General features: G+C 69.3%; 13 protein-coding genes. 4 read left to right on the top strand and 9 right to left on the bottom strand.

Annotated elements, in window-relative coordinates; translation table 11 throughout:
* Positions 1-4: 4 nt before the first annotated feature.
* Positions 5-847 (top strand): SDR family NAD(P)-dependent oxidoreductase, encoded by an 843-nt coding sequence (locus FFS56_RS14445; RefSeq protein WP_046748136.1) that lies wholly within the window; start codon positions 5-7, stop codon positions 845-847.
* Between the two features lie 111 nt (positions 848-958).
* Here FFS56_RS14445 and FFS56_RS14440 read toward each other — a convergent pair whose 3' ends face one another.
* The 9 genes from FFS56_RS14440 to FFS56_RS14400 form a co-directional block, all read right to left on the bottom strand.
* Positions 959-3,139: a peptidase C14 gene (locus FFS56_RS14440; RefSeq protein ID WP_233437360.1), complete on the bottom strand. Its 2,181-nt coding sequence runs from the start codon at positions 3,137-3,139 to the stop codon at positions 959-961.
* 107 nt (positions 3,140-3,246) lie between these two features.
* A complete protein-coding gene (locus FFS56_RS14435) occupies positions 3,247-4,176 on the bottom strand; it encodes a GNAT family N-acetyltransferase (RefSeq protein ID WP_127011537.1) in 930 nt (309 codons plus the stop codon).
* Positions 4,173-5,129, bottom strand: coding sequence for a hypothetical protein (locus FFS56_RS14430; RefSeq protein WP_127011536.1), 957 nt, complete (start codon positions 5,127-5,129; stop codon positions 4,173-4,175). The genes FFS56_RS14435 and FFS56_RS14430 overlap by 4 nt, the downstream gene beginning before the upstream one ends.
* Positions 5,126-6,139 carry a hydroxyacid dehydrogenase gene (locus FFS56_RS14425; protein WP_127011535.1) on the bottom strand — a complete coding sequence of 338 codons (1,014 nt, stop codon included), beginning with the start codon at positions 6,137-6,139 and terminating at the stop codon, positions 5,126-5,128. The genes FFS56_RS14430 and FFS56_RS14425 overlap by 4 nt, the downstream gene beginning before the upstream one ends.
* On the bottom strand, positions 6,136-7,221 hold the full coding sequence (locus FFS56_RS14420) for a dihydrodipicolinate synthase family protein (protein WP_046748132.1): 1,086 nt from the start codon (positions 7,219-7,221) through the stop codon (positions 6,136-6,138). The genes FFS56_RS14425 and FFS56_RS14420 overlap by 4 nt, the downstream gene beginning before the upstream one ends.
* On the bottom strand, positions 7,221-8,255 hold the full coding sequence (locus tag FFS56_RS14415; RefSeq protein WP_127011534.1) for an epimerase: 1,035 nt from the start codon (positions 8,253-8,255) through the stop codon (positions 7,221-7,223). Before FFS56_RS14415 ends, FFS56_RS14420 begins: the two co-directional genes overlap by 1 nt.
* Before the next feature lie 19 nt (positions 8,256-8,274).
* Entirely contained in the window at positions 8,275-9,192 is a 918-nt protein-coding gene (locus tag FFS56_RS14410) for a carbohydrate ABC transporter permease (protein ID WP_058631077.1), read from the bottom strand.
* Complete coding sequence (locus FFS56_RS14405) at positions 9,189-10,094, bottom strand: sugar ABC transporter permease (protein WP_046748129.1); 906 nt, start codon at positions 10,092-10,094, stop codon at positions 9,189-9,191. Before FFS56_RS14405 ends, FFS56_RS14410 begins: the two co-directional genes overlap by 4 nt.
* Positions 10,095-10,185: 91 nt before the next feature.
* Positions 10,186-11,427 (bottom strand): sugar ABC transporter substrate-binding protein, encoded by a 1,242-nt coding sequence (locus FFS56_RS14400; RefSeq protein WP_046748128.1) that lies wholly within the window; start codon positions 11,425-11,427, stop codon positions 10,186-10,188.
* Between the two features lie 201 nt (positions 11,428-11,628).
* Between FFS56_RS14400 and FFS56_RS14395 the strand changes: the two genes are divergently transcribed.
* The 3 genes from FFS56_RS14395 to FFS56_RS14385 are packed head-to-tail and all read left to right on the top strand — an operon-like array spanning position 11,629 to position 14,857.
* Positions 11,629-12,813, top strand: a complete 1,185-nt coding sequence (locus FFS56_RS14395) for an ROK family transcriptional regulator (protein WP_127011532.1) — start codon at positions 11,629-11,631, stop codon at positions 12,811-12,813.
* On the top strand, positions 12,810-13,835 hold the full coding sequence (locus FFS56_RS14390) for a Gfo/Idh/MocA family oxidoreductase (protein ID WP_127011531.1): 1,026 nt from the start codon (positions 12,810-12,812) through the stop codon (positions 13,833-13,835). Before FFS56_RS14395 ends, FFS56_RS14390 begins: the two co-directional genes overlap by 4 nt.
* Positions 13,832-14,857: a Gfo/Idh/MocA family oxidoreductase gene (locus FFS56_RS14385; protein ID WP_127011530.1), complete on the top strand. Its 1,026-nt coding sequence runs from the start codon at positions 13,832-13,834 to the stop codon at positions 14,855-14,857. The genes FFS56_RS14390 and FFS56_RS14385 overlap by 4 nt, the downstream gene beginning before the upstream one ends.
* Positions 14,858-15,201: the final 344 nt, after the last annotated feature.

Raw genomic sequence — 15,201 nt, 5'->3', positions numbered from 1 at the left:
CACCATGACACCGAAGACCATCGTCCTCACCGGAGCCTCCGACGGCATCGGCGCCGCCGCCGCACGCCAGCTCGCAGGACCTGCCCACCGCCTCATCCTGGTCGGCCGCTCCGCCGAGAAGACCCGTGTCGTCGCCGAGGAGACCGGAGCCGAGTGGTTCACCGCCGACTTCGCCCGACTCGACGAGGTGCGAACGCTGGCCGGGAAGATCGCCGCCGCCGTGGGGGACACCGGCATCGACGTGCTGGCCAACAACGCCGGCGGCATCTTCGGCGATCGCACTCCGACCGTCGACGGCTTCGAGAAGACCATGCAGGTCAACCACCTGGCACCGTTCCTGCTCACGAACCTGCTGCTTCCGCGGCTGCTGCGGGCCGGAGGTGCGGTCATCAACACGTCGAGCATCGCCCATCGACTGTTCGGGCACCTCGATGTCGACGACCTCGACAACACCCGCCGGTTCAGTCCGAACAAGGCTTACGGGGATGCGAAGCTCGCGAACGTGCTGTTCGCCAAGAGCCTGCACACGAAGTTCCACGCCGGGGGACTGAGCGCCGTCGCCTTCCACCCCGGCACCGTGCAGACCAACTTCGCGGCGGACTCGTCGAGCGTGATGCGGCTGCTCTACCGCACGCCGCTCAAGCATCTCGTGCTCATCGGCGCAGACAAAGGCGGCGCGACCCTGCGCTGGTTCATCGAGGGAACCCCCGACCAGACCTGGTTCTCGGGCGCCTACTACGACGAGCGCGTGCTCACCACGAAGGTGAACCCGCAGGTGGACGACGCCGCCCTCGCCGAGGCCCTCTGGCAGCGCAGCGCCGAGCTGGTCGGTCTCCCCACCCCCTAGCACCGCCCGCATCCCTGCCGAGCGCACGCGTTCTCGCCGAGTGCACGGCTTCTTCACGTCGAGAAGCCGTGCACTCGTCAGGATCCCGTGCACTCACGCACCAACAGGAGGTCAGACCGCGAGGTTGGCGGTGTCGACGACGCGAGGGCCCTCGGCAGGGAAGGCCGTGCGGGTCACACCCGACTCGACGTTGCCGGTGTGCAGCAGGGTGGAAGACGATCCGAATGCGGTGTCCGCCAGCTCCAGCGCTCCGCCCTCGAAGCGGCTGCCGACTGCTCGGTAGTGGGTCGCGCCCTTCGTGACCGAGACGTGCGTCGCGGCCCCCTCCGCGCGGAAGGTGCTGTCGGACAGCGTCAGGTGCAACTCGCCGTCACCGGTCCGCGAGATGCCGGTGCCGCTCTTGATCGCAACGTCCGATCCCGCGATTTCCACCGCCTGCCGCTCTCCTCGGGCCGCGGCGATACGCGCGTTGCGGAGCGTCGATCCCTCGAACCGCAGGCGCTCCGACGACGACGCGATCGGCGCGGCATCGTCGGCCGCCGTGAGTGTCGAGCCGCGGAACGTGACCGCACCTGCACCCGCGATCTTCATGCCGCCGACCCGATCGAGCACGGTGTCGACGAACGTGACCGGCGTCTTCACCGTGGCGTTGGTGAGCTCCCCCGGAGCGACGAACGTGAAGTGCGAGTCAGCGATCACGGTCGGCCGCGCGGAGTTGTCGGACGCCTGCGTGATCACGAGGGTGTCGGATGCCGTGCACCCGCGCAGCTGCGCGCCGTCGGCGTTGATCCACAGCATCCCCGAGCCCGCGAGCGACGGCTTGCCGATCACCTGGACGTCTTCCAGGGTGAGGTCGGTGATGCGCACGCGCGCCACGAACCACGAGCACACGTGCTTGCGCACGGTGATGCGCTTGGCCGCAGAACCCCAGGCTGCACCGGAGTTCGCGAAGGTCATGAGGCCCGAGTTGCCGGTGTAGGTGAGGTCGTGCTCGTACTGGCCGTGCGTGACGAACGGGCCCTGGTCATCACCGTCGCCGTGGCAGTTCTCGACCAGGCAGTAGGCGCTCGCGGTGAAGTCGTTCAGGTGCCGGGCGTTCGCGGTGTGGCAGTTGGCGACGTATCCGTAGAGGCAGTAGATCTGCTGCGTCAGGTAGCCCGCTCCGCCCCAGGTGACCGAGGTCGGGTTCTTCAGCGTGCAGCTCACGGTCGAGTAGTACGTGTTCCAGCGCCGCTGGATGAGCGGCCAGAACGTGCCCGTGCCGTCGATGTGGTCGACGTCGCAGCGCACCGCGTACTCGAACGCCAGCGGGTGCGAGCCGGTGTACTCGTCGGTGCCGGTGCCGAGGAACTTCAGGTTCGACACCGTCACGTCCTGCACCGGCACGACCCGTCGCCAGGTCATCGTGCGATCCTTACCGAGCGGCCAGCCGTTCTTGTAGTTGATGCGGATGTGCGTGCCGTCGACGATCTGGGTGACCTGCACCATCCGCTGCAGCTCGCGCTCCCAGCGGCCCGACAGTGCGTTCACTTCTGCCGCGTACCAGTCCCCCACTGTGAAGAACGAGGAGTCGGAGACCGGGAAGATGTCACCGAGGTCGGGCACGACCTCGCCGAGCTTGGCCTCCTGCACGGCATCGGTCACCTCGCCGCGGAAGAACATGACCGCGGCGAACGGGTCGTCCTTCCCGGCGTTCTCGATGCCCACGGTCGTCATGAGGTGGCCGCCGAAGTCGAAGGCGATGTTCGACCTCGAGAAGGTGTGGCGGCGCACGAAGTTGAGGTCGGTGTGCGCCTCGACGCGGTGGATGCTCGCATCGTTCACCATGGCGTCGAGAGCATCGTCGGCGTTCACGCTCGCATCCATGATCCCGAACATCCGGAAGTCGACGACACCCCCGTGCACGAGCACCCACGCTCCGCCCTTGGGGCCGGCGAGCACGGTGCCTCCGTTCGCGGCAGGAGCGTCCTTCTTCACGAAGCGGTACAGCCCGGCGCCGCCATCACCCGGCGTCGCGTACCCGGCCGTGCGGGCGAGGTCGCCGTCCTTGCCCTTCCGGTTCGCGAGCGCCACGGCCGTACCGCCGTTGGCCACGCTCTTCGCCCCCGAAGAATCCAGCGGCGCCACGGGCCCGGCCGCCTGCGCCGGTGTCTGGGTGCTGACCGCGGCCACACCGCCGATCGCCGCAGCACCGAACCCGGCGAGCAGCATGCGTCTGCTGCGCAGAGCAGCGGTCTCGTTCCTCTCCTGCGAGTCGATTTCCTGCGGGGCCTTGCTCATCCTCTGGGCCATGCTCATCCTCCTTGCGGCGTCATCACCGCGGTCAGGCGTCCGGCTGATTGCCGGGCCGCATCATCCGATCGATCCCCAGTCCCCAGTGCCGTCTCCGAGCGGGTCACTCAGAAGTAGTCGCCCGCCGTGAAGTGACGGATGCCGTCCAGCCGGGCCGTGCGTCGCAGCGAACGGATCATGCCGGTGCGGTCGTCCTGCCGCACGGCCTGCGGAGCGAAGGCATGAAGCGTGGACTCCTCTTCGGGCAGCGCAGGGACGGCGAGGTCACACGACGACACCCCGGCGAGCGCCCAGTCCGCGGCGACAGCGGAGAGCAGGTCGCCGCGCACACGCTCGGAATCCGGGAGCACAGCACTCTCCAGGAGCACGCCGACGCCCCCTCGGGGCTCGGCGATCACGTAGCCGAGCACGGTCGAACGCTCGACGCGGCGATACAGCGTCGCACCCCGCATCCGCACCTCCGCCATCGCCGCGTCGCGGTCGCTGCGCACCGGCGCGAGGACCACCCGCCCGGCACGCGAGCGCTCGTAGACGTCACGCAGCGAACGGAAGCTCCCGAGTCCGACCGTCTCGCGCTCGACGCGCCCCTCGACGCTTTCCTCGTGCTTGCGGGACATGGGGGCACTCCAGGGACCGGTCAGGGTCCGTGCCATGGCGAACGTCTCGAAGCCGCTGGAGCGATACACCTCCGGGGTACCCGTGAAGAGCAGCGCCCACTCGGCATCGCCCGCGGTCTCCAGCGTCGCGGCCACGAGACGGCGCGCGAGCCCCTGCCCTCTGGCACGCCCGGCGACCGCGACACTGCCGATCGCGTGCACGTGCGCCACACCGCCGTCGTCCTCCCGCAGCCGCTTGGGCAGACCGTAGATGGATCCGCAGACCCCTCGATCGTCCTCGGCCACGAAGGTGTGCGCCAGCCGATCATCATCGATCAGCCACTGGTCGGGCGCCAGCGGCGGTGTGAACACGGTCGCCCACAGCGCCGTCAGGGCGGACTGGTCCTCTGCGCAGGCGGCGCGGATCCTCTGGGCGCTCATGCCTGACCTCTCGCGATGTCGGCGGCGTGGATCGTGTTCGCCACGACCGCCCGCGCGCTGGTCCAGGGAGCGACTGTCGCACCGTGTGCGGCCGCGTCGAGCAGCGCCCGGATCAGGCCGTGGAACCCGAGCTCCGTGTTCGCGTCGTCGACGTCGAGCGCGAGCGCGCGGATCCCCTCGGCGGTCACGACCTCCAGCGTGTAGGCGTCCGGCCCGGGAGTCCCGGTGACGAGCGCCTGCACCGGCACGTCACGCTGCGCACCGGGAACCCGCAGCAGGCCGTCGATGCCTGCCGCATCCTCCGACACCGTGCTCGATCCCCGCCGCACACGGGTCCACCCGGATCCCGACACCAGGGCCGCCCCCGGCAGCAGCACGTCGACCATCTCCCAGGCATGCACGCCGACCGTCACCGCGGTACCCCCACCCTGCTGCGGATCGTCCTGCCAGGAGCGGGCGGGCACCCGGAAGCCCGCGTTGTCGTGCTGGGCGTGTACACGGAGCGCGAGCACGTCGTCGAGCGTCTGCAGGAAGGGCGCGATCTGCGCGGCAAGGCCGGAGAGCGCGGGGGCGAAGCGCAGCACCGAGCTGGTGCCCACCGCGACGGACGATGCCGCGAGAGCGCGGTCGACCTCGGCGAGCTGAGACGCCGTCGCCGCGATCACCTTGTTCGCGAACACCGGAGCGACCCCGCCGCCGAGCGACCGCAGGAAAGGCGCGACCTCATGCGGGCGCGGCGTCGCGATGACGAGGTCCGGTCGCAGCACAGCCAGCTCCTCGAGCGAGGCCACCACCACCCCACCGAACCGCGCCGCGAACTCTCCTGCGGCAGCGGTGTCCGCATCGTGCACGCCGACCACCTCGGCCCCGAGCGCTCGCACGTTGGCGGCGTCGGTGTACGGGTGCGAATGCGCGAGTCCGGCGAAGGCCACACGCAGCGGCGTGCCGCTCATGCCATCGAAGACAGCTGGTCGCGGGTGATGGTGTGCGCGAGGGGACGCCCCGCGGCGAAGGCCTCGACCTCGTCGACGACGATCCGTCCCTGACGCAGCCGCCCCTGGTGCGTGCCCGCCGCGCGATGCGGGGTGACCAGCACCCCGGGCAGCGTCCGGAACGGGCTGTCCGCGGCGAACGGCTCCTCGTCGAACACGTCGATCGCCGCGCTGAGCCGCCCGCGTCGGAGCTCGTCGAGCAGCGCGGTCTCGTCGACCAGCCAGGAGCGCGCGGTGTTGACCAGCCCCGCGCCGTCGCTCATCGACGCCAGCTCGCGGCGACCGATCATGTGGTGGGTCTCCGGCAGCGTCGGGGCGTGCACGGCGACGATCTGCGCGCGGCGCAGGGCATCGTCGAGCGGCACGAGCTCTGCGCCGAGAGCAGCAGCCTCCGAAGCGGCGAGCGTCGGGTCGACCAGCAGCGGTTCGGCCCCGAGCGCGCGGATGAGTTCGAGGTAGGCCCGCCCGGTACGCGAAGCCCCGATGACCGCGATGGGCGTGCCGAGGATCTCGCGCTGCACCCCGACCACCGCCGCGTCGTACCAACCGTCGCCGGCGCGCAGGGCGTTGTGCATCTCGGGCACGCGGTGCAGCAGCGCGAGCGTGAAGGTGAGCGACACCTCGGCCACCGGTCGCGCCATCCCCGCGCCGGCCTGCGTCACCACGACACCGCGGTCGAACAGCTCATCGGTCGCGAAGGGCTTGATCGTGGCCCCCGTGTGCGCGATCAGTTCGAGCTTCGGCAGCGCCGAGAGCACTGCGGCGTCGAAGGGCCCGACACCCCAGCTCGTGATCACGATGCGTGCATCGTCGAGTTCGGCCTCGGCGAGACGATCGACGCGCACGAGAGAACCACCGAGACGAGCGGCGACCGCGCCCAGACGCTCGGCATCCGCCGACGAGAAGAACTCCGCGAAGAGTTCTTCCGAGACGACCGCCACCACGGCCGGTGCGCTCGCCGCGGCGTTCATCGCAGCCAGTCCTCGAGGTTCTCGGCGATGAAGGCGTCGTCGTTCAGGGCCGGGTATGCCCGACGCACGCGGGCGATCTCCTCGGCCTGCCCCGGCGAGAGCCCCTCGGCGGGGTCGAGGCACCAGATCCCCTCGAGCAGCCCCTGCTGACGCAGCATCTCGTGCACGCCCGCGATCACGCCGTGGAAGTCGTTGCCCGGATCGAACACCGCCTGATTCACGTCGACCATGTCGGAGGCGACGAGCCCGAGCTCGCGATAGGCCTCGGCGTCGCCGGCCATGGCCCGCTGCGCACGGTCGAGCAGCGCGACCGCCGCCCGCGTGCCGACCGCCCACTGGCCCAGAAGCCCGCCGACGAACCGCAGGGTGCGGGGTCCGTCGGGCGAGTCCACGTGGAACTCGGAGAGCAGATCCGCCACGATGGCGTCGTCGTTGCCGGTGTAGAGCGCGATCTCGTCGGCACGGCCGGAGGCAGCCACCCCGCGCACGAGCTCGAGCGTGCGGTAGCGATCGAACGGGGCGGCCTTGACCGCCACCACCGAGGGGATCGCGGCGAACTCGCACCAGAAGTCGCGGTCGAGCACCGGGCCGCCGATCGCGGTCTGCAGGTAGAAGCCGACCAGCGGCAGCACCTCGCCGACAGCGCGGGCGCGCTCGAGCAGTGCGCGTTCGTCGGCCCCGGCGACGCGCGGGCTCACCAGCACGGCGTCGTAGCCGAGCGATCGCGCCAGCTCCGCCTCGGCCACCGCCTGGGCGGTGTCGCCGGCCACCCCGGCGATGCGGACGAGGGTCGCATCGTCTCGGGCGTCCATCTCCTCCGCGGCCAGCTCGAGCACGGGCTCGAAGAGCGCGTGCTCCGGGTCGCGGATCTCGAACTGCGTCGTGTGCACGCCGACCGCGAGACCACCGGCTCCCGCGTCGAGGTAGTAGCGCGAGAGCGCCCGCTGACGCTGCTCGTCGAGGGCGCGATCAGCCGTGAGCGCCAGCGGGTGCGCGGGGATCACCGCACCGCGGGCGAGGGTCGCCGCGGCCTCGGGGCGCAGCGACGGCACGGTCGCGGTGCGTTCGGCAGAACCGGCCATCAGAACTTCCCGTCCCGCACGGCCCACTTGGTCGGCTTGGCGATCATCGGCAGGCCCTTCTCGATCCAGTCGGCCTGCATCCCGATCAGCGTCTCGGCGGACACGGCCGGGTAGCCGAACAGGGCCATGCACCGGCGCGCGTCGCTGAGCAGCGCGGTCGACTGGGGGTCGTCCACGATCTCGACCTCGCGGTCGAACAGCGTGCCGAAACGGCGGGCGATCGACTCGACGCTCAGCAGCTCCGGGCCGGTGAGGTTGATCGTGAACGGCGCGGTCGACGCGTGCACGAGGCTGCGCAGCACGACCTCGTTCGCGTAGCCCTGCCAGATCACGTTGACGTTCGCGGTGGCCACCGAGACCGGCTGCCCGGCGTGCACGGCACTGCCGATGTCGGCGAGCACCCCGTAACGCAGGTCGACCGCGTAGTTCAGGCGGATGATCGCGACCTTGGTGCCGCGCTCCTGCGCTCCGAACTCGAACACGCGCTCACGGCCGAGGCACGACTGTGCGTACTCGCCGATCGGTGCGGGCTGCACCTCTTCGGATGCTCCGCCGGACGACGCCGGCAGGAACGGGTAGACGTTGCCGGTGGAGAGCACCGAGATCGCGCTGTCACGATAGCGGCGGGCGACGCGGTCGGGCAGGGCGGCGTTGACCTCCCATGCCCAGGAGGCGTTGGTCGCTGCACCGAACTTCGCACCGACCATGAACACCACGTTGGGGGCGTCCGGCAGGGAGGAGAAGTCGTCGTTCTCGATCAGGTCGAACGAGACGACCTTCACTCCCGCGGTCTCCAGGCGCTCGCGGATCGCGGCATCGCCGAAGCGGGAGACCGCGTAGACCGCGTCGCCCTTCCGTCCGGCGGCATCCATCCCGCGGCGAGCGAGCATGGCCAGGGTCGGGCCCATCTTGCCGCCCGCCCCCAGGATCACGAGGTCGCCCGCCCCGCGCGCGAGGTCGGCGATCAGGCCGGCACTCGGTGTCGCAAGCGCCTCCTCGAGCTCCGCCTCGGATGAGAAAGTGTGCTGAGTCATGTGGTGCTTTCCCTTCTTCTCAGCCCTTGATGCCCGTACCGGCCACGCCCTCCTGCACGTACCGCTGAGCGATGAGGTACGCGAGGAAGATGGGCAGCAGCGCCACGACCGAACCGGCGAGCATGGTGCTCAGCGGAACGTTCTGCTGCTGCAGCGACGAGATGCCGACGGTGAGTGTGAACATCGCGTTGGACTTCGCGATGATGAGCGGCCACAGGAAGTCGTTCCAGTGCCACAGGAAGACGAAGATGCCGAGCGTCGCGAGGATCGGCTTGCACAGCGGCAGCACGATCCGCAGGAAGATGCGGAACTCGCCGGCGCCGTCGATGCGGGCGGCCTCGAACAGCTCGTCCGGGAGCCCCGAGATGAACTGCCGCATCAGGAACACGGCCTGCGCGTTGGCGAGCGAGGGCAGGATGAGGCCCCAGTAGGTGTCGACGCCGCCGAGGTTCGCCATCAGGATGAACGTCGGGATGAGGGTCACGTGGAACGGCACCATCACCATGGCGAGGAACGACCAGAACATCACCTCTTTGCCGCGGAACCGCTTCTTGGCGAAGGCGTAGCCGGCGAGCGCCGACAGGAAAAGCACCGCGACGACCGAGACAAGGGAGTAGATGAGGGTGTTGCCGAGCCATCCGAGGATGTTCTGCCCCGCGAGCACCTGCTCGTAGGCGTCGAACGAGATGTCCTGGAAGGGCAGCAGCGAACCGGGGAGCTCGACCACCATGCCGGGCTTCAGGCTCAGCACGACCATGGCGTAGAACGGGAAGAAGCTGAGGATCCCCGCCAGGCTCAGCCAGATCCATCGTCCGACGATCCCCCACCCCGTCGGCTGGAGCGCACGATACGCCCGGCGTTGCTTCGACGACGTCTTGGCCGGCTTCGGGGTCGTGGACGTCTCGGTCGGCGTCGGCGGCTGCATCAGAGCGGTCATTTCTGCTTTCCGATCACCAGGCGCTGGATGAGCGCGACGACGAGGGTCATGATGAACAGGGCCACGCCGATCGCGGCCGCGTAGCCGTAGTCGAAGTAGCGGAAGCCCTGGTCGTAGAGCATGTAGACGAGCGAGTAGCTGGCGTTCGCCGGCCCGCCCTGAGTCATCACGTAGATGACGTCGAACACCTGGAAGGCGGCGGTCGTCTCGATCACCGCGAGGAAGAAGAAGGTCGGCCGCAGCACCGGGAGGATCACGTAGCGGAAGCGCTGCCAGGCGTTCGCGCCGTCCATCAGGGCGGCTTCCTCGAGCTCGCGCGGCACGTCCTGCAGCGCGGCGATGAGGATCATCATCCCGTAGCCGAATCGCGACCAGACGCCGACGACGACGATCGCGGGGATCACGAGCACGGTGCTGCCGAGCCAGGAGCCGCCGAGCCCCAGCGGAGTCATCAGCGCGGACCACGGTCCGTTGGCGGAGAAGATCCAGACGAAGATCGACCCGGCCAGCACGAGCGAGGTGATGACCGGAAGGAAAAAGATCGAGCGGAAGAAGCGTGCCCCCCGGAAGGCCCGACGCACGCCGAGGGCCATGACGGTCGAGAGCACGAGCGCGATCGGCACGGCGAACACCGTGTAGATCAGCGTCGTACCCATGGCCCGCCAGAACAGCGGGTCGGCGATCATTCGCTGGAAGTGGTCGAGACCCCGCCAGGAGATCTCGCCGGTGATGTCGTAGTCGAAGAAGCTCAGTGCCACACCGGCGATGCTGGGGCCGAAGCGGAAGGCGATGAACAGGAGGAAGGCGGGGAGCACGAACAGGAACGCGATCCGTGCCTCGCGTCGTGCGATCAGCCTCGTCACCCGCCCTGCGGGCTTCTTCGCCGTGGTTGCCGTGGTCATCAGTGCTACCTCACGTGGGGAGAGGGACAGGGTGCGGGGGCATGCGGAGTTCGGGTTCCGCATGCCCCCGGTCGACTACTTTCTCGATCGACTACTTCTTGATCAGAGGAGCCGCAGCCGTCGCGGCATCCTTCAATGCGTCCTCGGGAGACTTGTCGCCGAGGAGGGCGGCCTGGATCTCGGGTGCGAGCACACCCATCAGCGCGCGGGACGAGGCGTTGAGCTCACCCACGGTGGTGTCCGGGACGTACTTCTCCACCTCGCCGAGCAGCGGGTCATCCGCGTACAGAGGCTCGGTGGTGCTGAGCGCCGAGAAGTAGCCGGCTGCCTTGAGGTAGGGCTCGACGACGTCCGCACCGGTGGCGTACTCGACGAACTTGGCCGCCGCGTCCTGCGCCTTGGAGCCCTTGAGCACCGAGAGCGAGCCGACCGTGCCGTAGGCCACGGACTCCTTCTCGGTCAGCGGCGCCAGCACCTTGACGTTCTCCTCGCCCCAGAACGGCACGACCTCGTTGACCGCGTTGTTCCAGGTGCAGGCGACCTTGCCCTGAGCGACCGCGGTCTGCTCCAGCGGCACGTTCGTGGTGAGCGCCTCGGGGTCGAGCGCACCGGCCTCTGCCAGGTCGGTGAGGAAGGTGAGCGCCTGCACGCCCTCCTTGCTGTCGAAGCCGACGTCGCCGTCCTTGGTGTAGACCTCGCCACCGGCCTGCCACAGCAGCGGGTAGTACGTGAGGTTCAGGGTGTTCTCGGCCGACGCCGGGTAGTTCAGGGCGTACATGCCCTTCTCCGTGAACTTCGGCGCCATCGCAGTGATGTCGTCCCAGGTCTCGGGGTACTCCGTGACACCGGCGGCCTCGAAGGCGGCGGCGTTGCAGATGAGGGGCTGGGCGCTGGTGAGGATGGGCGCGCCGAGGATGTCGCCGTCGAGCGTGACCGACTTCTTCACGTTCGGCAGCAGGTCGTCCTGACGCTCCTGGCTCAGCAGATCGTTGAGCGGAGCGATCGACTTCTGGTACGCCGCGAGCTGGTCGGGGATCAGGTAGACGACGTCGGGCCCCTTGCCTGCGGCGATCGCCGTCTGCAGCGCCTCGTCGCGGTTGGCCCACGGGAAGATCTCGTACTTCACGTTGACGTTCTCGTTCTGCTTCTCGAAGTCGGCGATGGTCGAGTCCCAGAAGTCCTTGTGCACCGCCTCGTCGGCGATGACCGGGTAGAGCCAAACCGTGATGTCCTGCTCACCCTCTGCGGTGTTGCCTCCGCCGGCCGAACATCCGGCCAACAGGGTGGCGGCCGCGAATCCCGCGACGACGCCGGTGATCTTGCTGACGCGCATGGTGCTCCTTTGCTTATACCGTGCTGAGTACGGTTCATTATGACACTGCAATGGGATAATTCGTCAAGTACAAGTTCTCAGGCCCGTGTTTCAGCGGTGTTTCCGGTTCGAGAACAACAAAGCTTGATCTGAGAATTCGGTGTGCTAATTTGATCGCACCCGACGTTGATCGCAACGAAGCCGGAGAAGAGGGGGCAGCACATGGCCGTGACAGGTCCGCTTTCGATCGTTGCTCGATCCGCACTGCAGCTGCGTGATTCCGGCCCCGCCACCGTCAACGATCTGTCTCGTTCCCTCGAGATCTCGCGCACCTCCGTCGAGAATGCCGTGACTGCCCTGACCGACTCCGGTCTGATCGTCGACGCCCCCGCGCAGAACGCCGGCGGCGCGGGTCGGCCGGCCCGCCGCTACTCGTTCCACGCCGCAGCCGGAACCGTCGTCGGCGCCGACATCGGGGTCGCGAGCGTGCGCGTCGTGCTGGCCGACCTGGCCGGACACGTGATCGCGCAGCGCAGCTTCCCCGGCGTGGCCGAGCGGCCCGATGGCGCGTCCAAGCTGGCTGCCGTGATCGAGGATGTGCGGGGCACGCTCTCCGCGGTCTCGATCCCGGGGTCGAAGGTCCGCGCGGTCGGCGTCTCGCTTCCCGGCATCGTCGACGACACAGGGCGCGTCACCACCTCGGTCGTCATCCCCGAGTGGTCGGGCATCGACATCGGCTCCCAGCTGCGCCAGGCGTTCGGCTGCCCCGTCGCGGTGGACAACGGCGTTCGTCTCGCGGCCGTCGCCGAGCATCACCTCGGCGTCGCGCAGCTCGTCGACGATGTCATCTACCTGTCGGTCGGCAACCGCATCGCGATGGGGCTGATCCTCGGCGGACGCCCGCGCCGCGGAATCCACAACGCCGCGGGCGACATCGGCCGCCTCGCCTTCAGGGGACTGAACACCGAGACGGGCCAGATCACGTGGCGCACCGCCCCGACCGCTGCCGAGGTCTTCGCGAAGGCGCGCGGCGGTGACGCGGCCGCACAGCAGGAGCTCGACGGATTCATCGGCGAGCTCGCCCATGGCATCGCGACGCTGATCATGACGGTCGACCCGGCCATGATCGTGATCGGCGGCGGACTCTCGGCCGCGCATGAGCAACTGCTCGACCCCCTGCGCGCGGCACTGCCCGGTCACCTCGGCCTGCCGTTCCAGGTGCCGATCGCGGAAGCACGACTGGGCGCCGAAGCCGCCGCCCACGGAGCGGTGGTGCACGCCTTCCAGCGGCTCGCCGCCGAGATCTACGGCATCGAGGACATGCCGGCTCCGCCGATCACCCCCCTGCGGGTCGCACCTTCGGAAGCCGCTGACCCGACCGACGAGACAACCGAGGAGAAGCAGTGAGCACGTTGAAGGTCGGACTCATCGGCGCGGGAGGGATCTCCCGCGTGCACGCCGACGCCTGGCGGGCGTTCGGGGCGGAAGGCTACGTCACCTCGCTCGCGGGTGCCGAGGAGATCGCCGAGGAGTACGGGTTCGAGCTCGTCGACGATGTCGACACCCTCCTCGGCCTGGTCGACATCGTCGACATCGTGACCCCGAGCAGCACGCATGCCGACTTCGCCCTGCGCGCCATCGCCCGCGGGCTCGATGTGATCTGCGAGAAGCCGCTCGCGGAGACGGCTGAGATCGCAGCGACCGTCGCCCGCGCCGCCGACGAAGCGGGCGTGCGCCTGTTCCCCGCCCATGTCGTTCGGTACATGGGCGAGTACGCCCAGATCAAGGCAGGCATCGACGCCGGTCGGATCGGCACGCTCGCCGTGCAGCGGTTCAGTCGGGCAGGCTCCGCCCCGCAGACCCCGTGGTTCTTCTCGGAGCGCGCGGGCGGCGGTGTCATCCGCGACCTGATGATCCACGACATCGACCAGGCGGTCTGGTTCGCCGGACCCGTCGAGTCGGTCTACGCGGTGCAGAACCCGCCGACCGTCGACGACCGCGTGCCCGCACCGGTCACTGCACACGTCGTGCTCACGCACCGCAGCGGCGTCATCAGTCACATCCACGGCAGCTGGGTCGCGCCGGGTATGCCGTTCCGCACGAGCGTCGAGGTCGCGGGGTCGGAGGGTCGCCTGCGCTACGACAGCGCCGAGGACAACGCGCTGCGCACCGACGCCGTGCTTCCCGAAGCCGACACCGACTACCTGCCGCCGATGTCGCCGCAGGAGAGCCCGTACTTCGCCGAGATCGCCGACTTCGTGGCCGCCCTGCGCGAGGGGCGCGACGCCAGGGTCAGCCCGGCGGACGGAATCGAGGCCGTCGCCGTCGCCGAGGGCGCGTACGCCTCGATCGCCTCCGGCGCCCCGGTCGCTCTGACCGTCACCACTCCCACATCATCTGCACGCACGGCCGAGGAGGCCACTCGATGACCGCCACCACCCCGCTGCGGATCGCCGTCCTCTCGTTCGCGCACACGCACGCTCTGAGCTACGTCCACGCGCTCAACGCGATGCCCGGCGTCGAGCTGATCGCCGCCGACCCCGACGGTGCCACGGCGCCCGACGACGCACCCCGAGGAGCGACGCTGGCCGCGGAGCTCGGCGTCGCCTACGTCGAGACCTACGACGAGGCCTTCGCCTGGAAACCCGATGCGGTCGTGATCGCCGCGGAGAACTCCCGACACCGCGCCCTCGTCGAGCGCGCGGCCGCCGCCGGGGTGCACGTGCTGTGCGAGAAGCCCCTGGCCACGACGGTCGAGGATGCGATCGCGATGCGCGAGGCGTGCGAGCGTGCCGGTGTGATCCTGATGGTCGCCTATCCGGTGCGATTCGCCCCGAGCGTGCGCGACGCGATCGCCGAGCTGCGCAGCGGACGCCTCGGCACGGTGCTGGGCGTCACCGGGATCAACAACGGCAAGCTGCCGCAGGACCGGGCCTGGTTCACGGATCCGGAGCTGGCGGGAGGCGGCGCACTCGTCGACCATGTCGTGCACTGCGCCGACCTGCTCGACGAGCTGCTCGGCGAGCGTGCCCAGTCCGTCCGTGCCGTATCGAACGGGATCCTGCATGCGGAGCGCGACCTCGAGGTCGAGACCGGCGGCCTGGTGACGATCCAGTACCCGAGTGGGGTCATCGCCACGATCGACTGCTCCTGGAGCTGGCCGATGAGCTCGGCCACCTGGGGTGGACTCACCCTGCAGGTGATCGCCGAGCGCGGCACCGTGACCGTCAGTCCCTTCGCCAAGGGCGTCGCCGGGCACGATGCGCACGGCGAGACATGGAACCCTGTGGGCGCCGACCTCGACGCGCTCCTGCTCGACGAGTTCGTGCACGCCGTGCGCCAGGGACGCCCGCCGCAGCCCGACGCCGGCGTGGGCATCCGTACGGTCGAGATCGCCAAGGCCGCCCAGGCTTCGGCGGCTCGCGGCGGCGAAGTCGTCACGCTCGTCTGATCCACCGAAGCTCCGACCATCGTCTATCGACCCTGGACAAAGGTCGCTATACGGTGTTGACTGAACCGGGCCGCACGCCCGATCACCCGACTGCGGTCGGGGCGCCGCGAGTCGGCAGATCAGGATCCGCCTTCGACCCGAACGAAGGCGGATCCTGATAGCCGGCGGGTCGAGGCAGCCGCAGCGGGGCCGGCGCTCAGCATCGAGGAGTATGCTGACCCCTTGGGCCGTTCGGCCCGACGAGTCCCGAAAGGTGGTGATGGCGATGTCCGGTGATAGTTACGACGCCGCCTTCGCTGCGTCGAGACTCCCTGCGCTAGCGCGTTGACCCTCTGGTCCGCTTT

Source organism: Microbacterium sp. Beta (genome assembly GCF_005502545.1).
Classification (GTDB): domain Bacteria; phylum Actinomycetota; class Actinomycetes; order Actinomycetales; family Microbacteriaceae; genus Microbacterium; species Microbacterium oxydans.
This window is presented reverse-complemented; position numbering and strand designations above follow the sequence as displayed.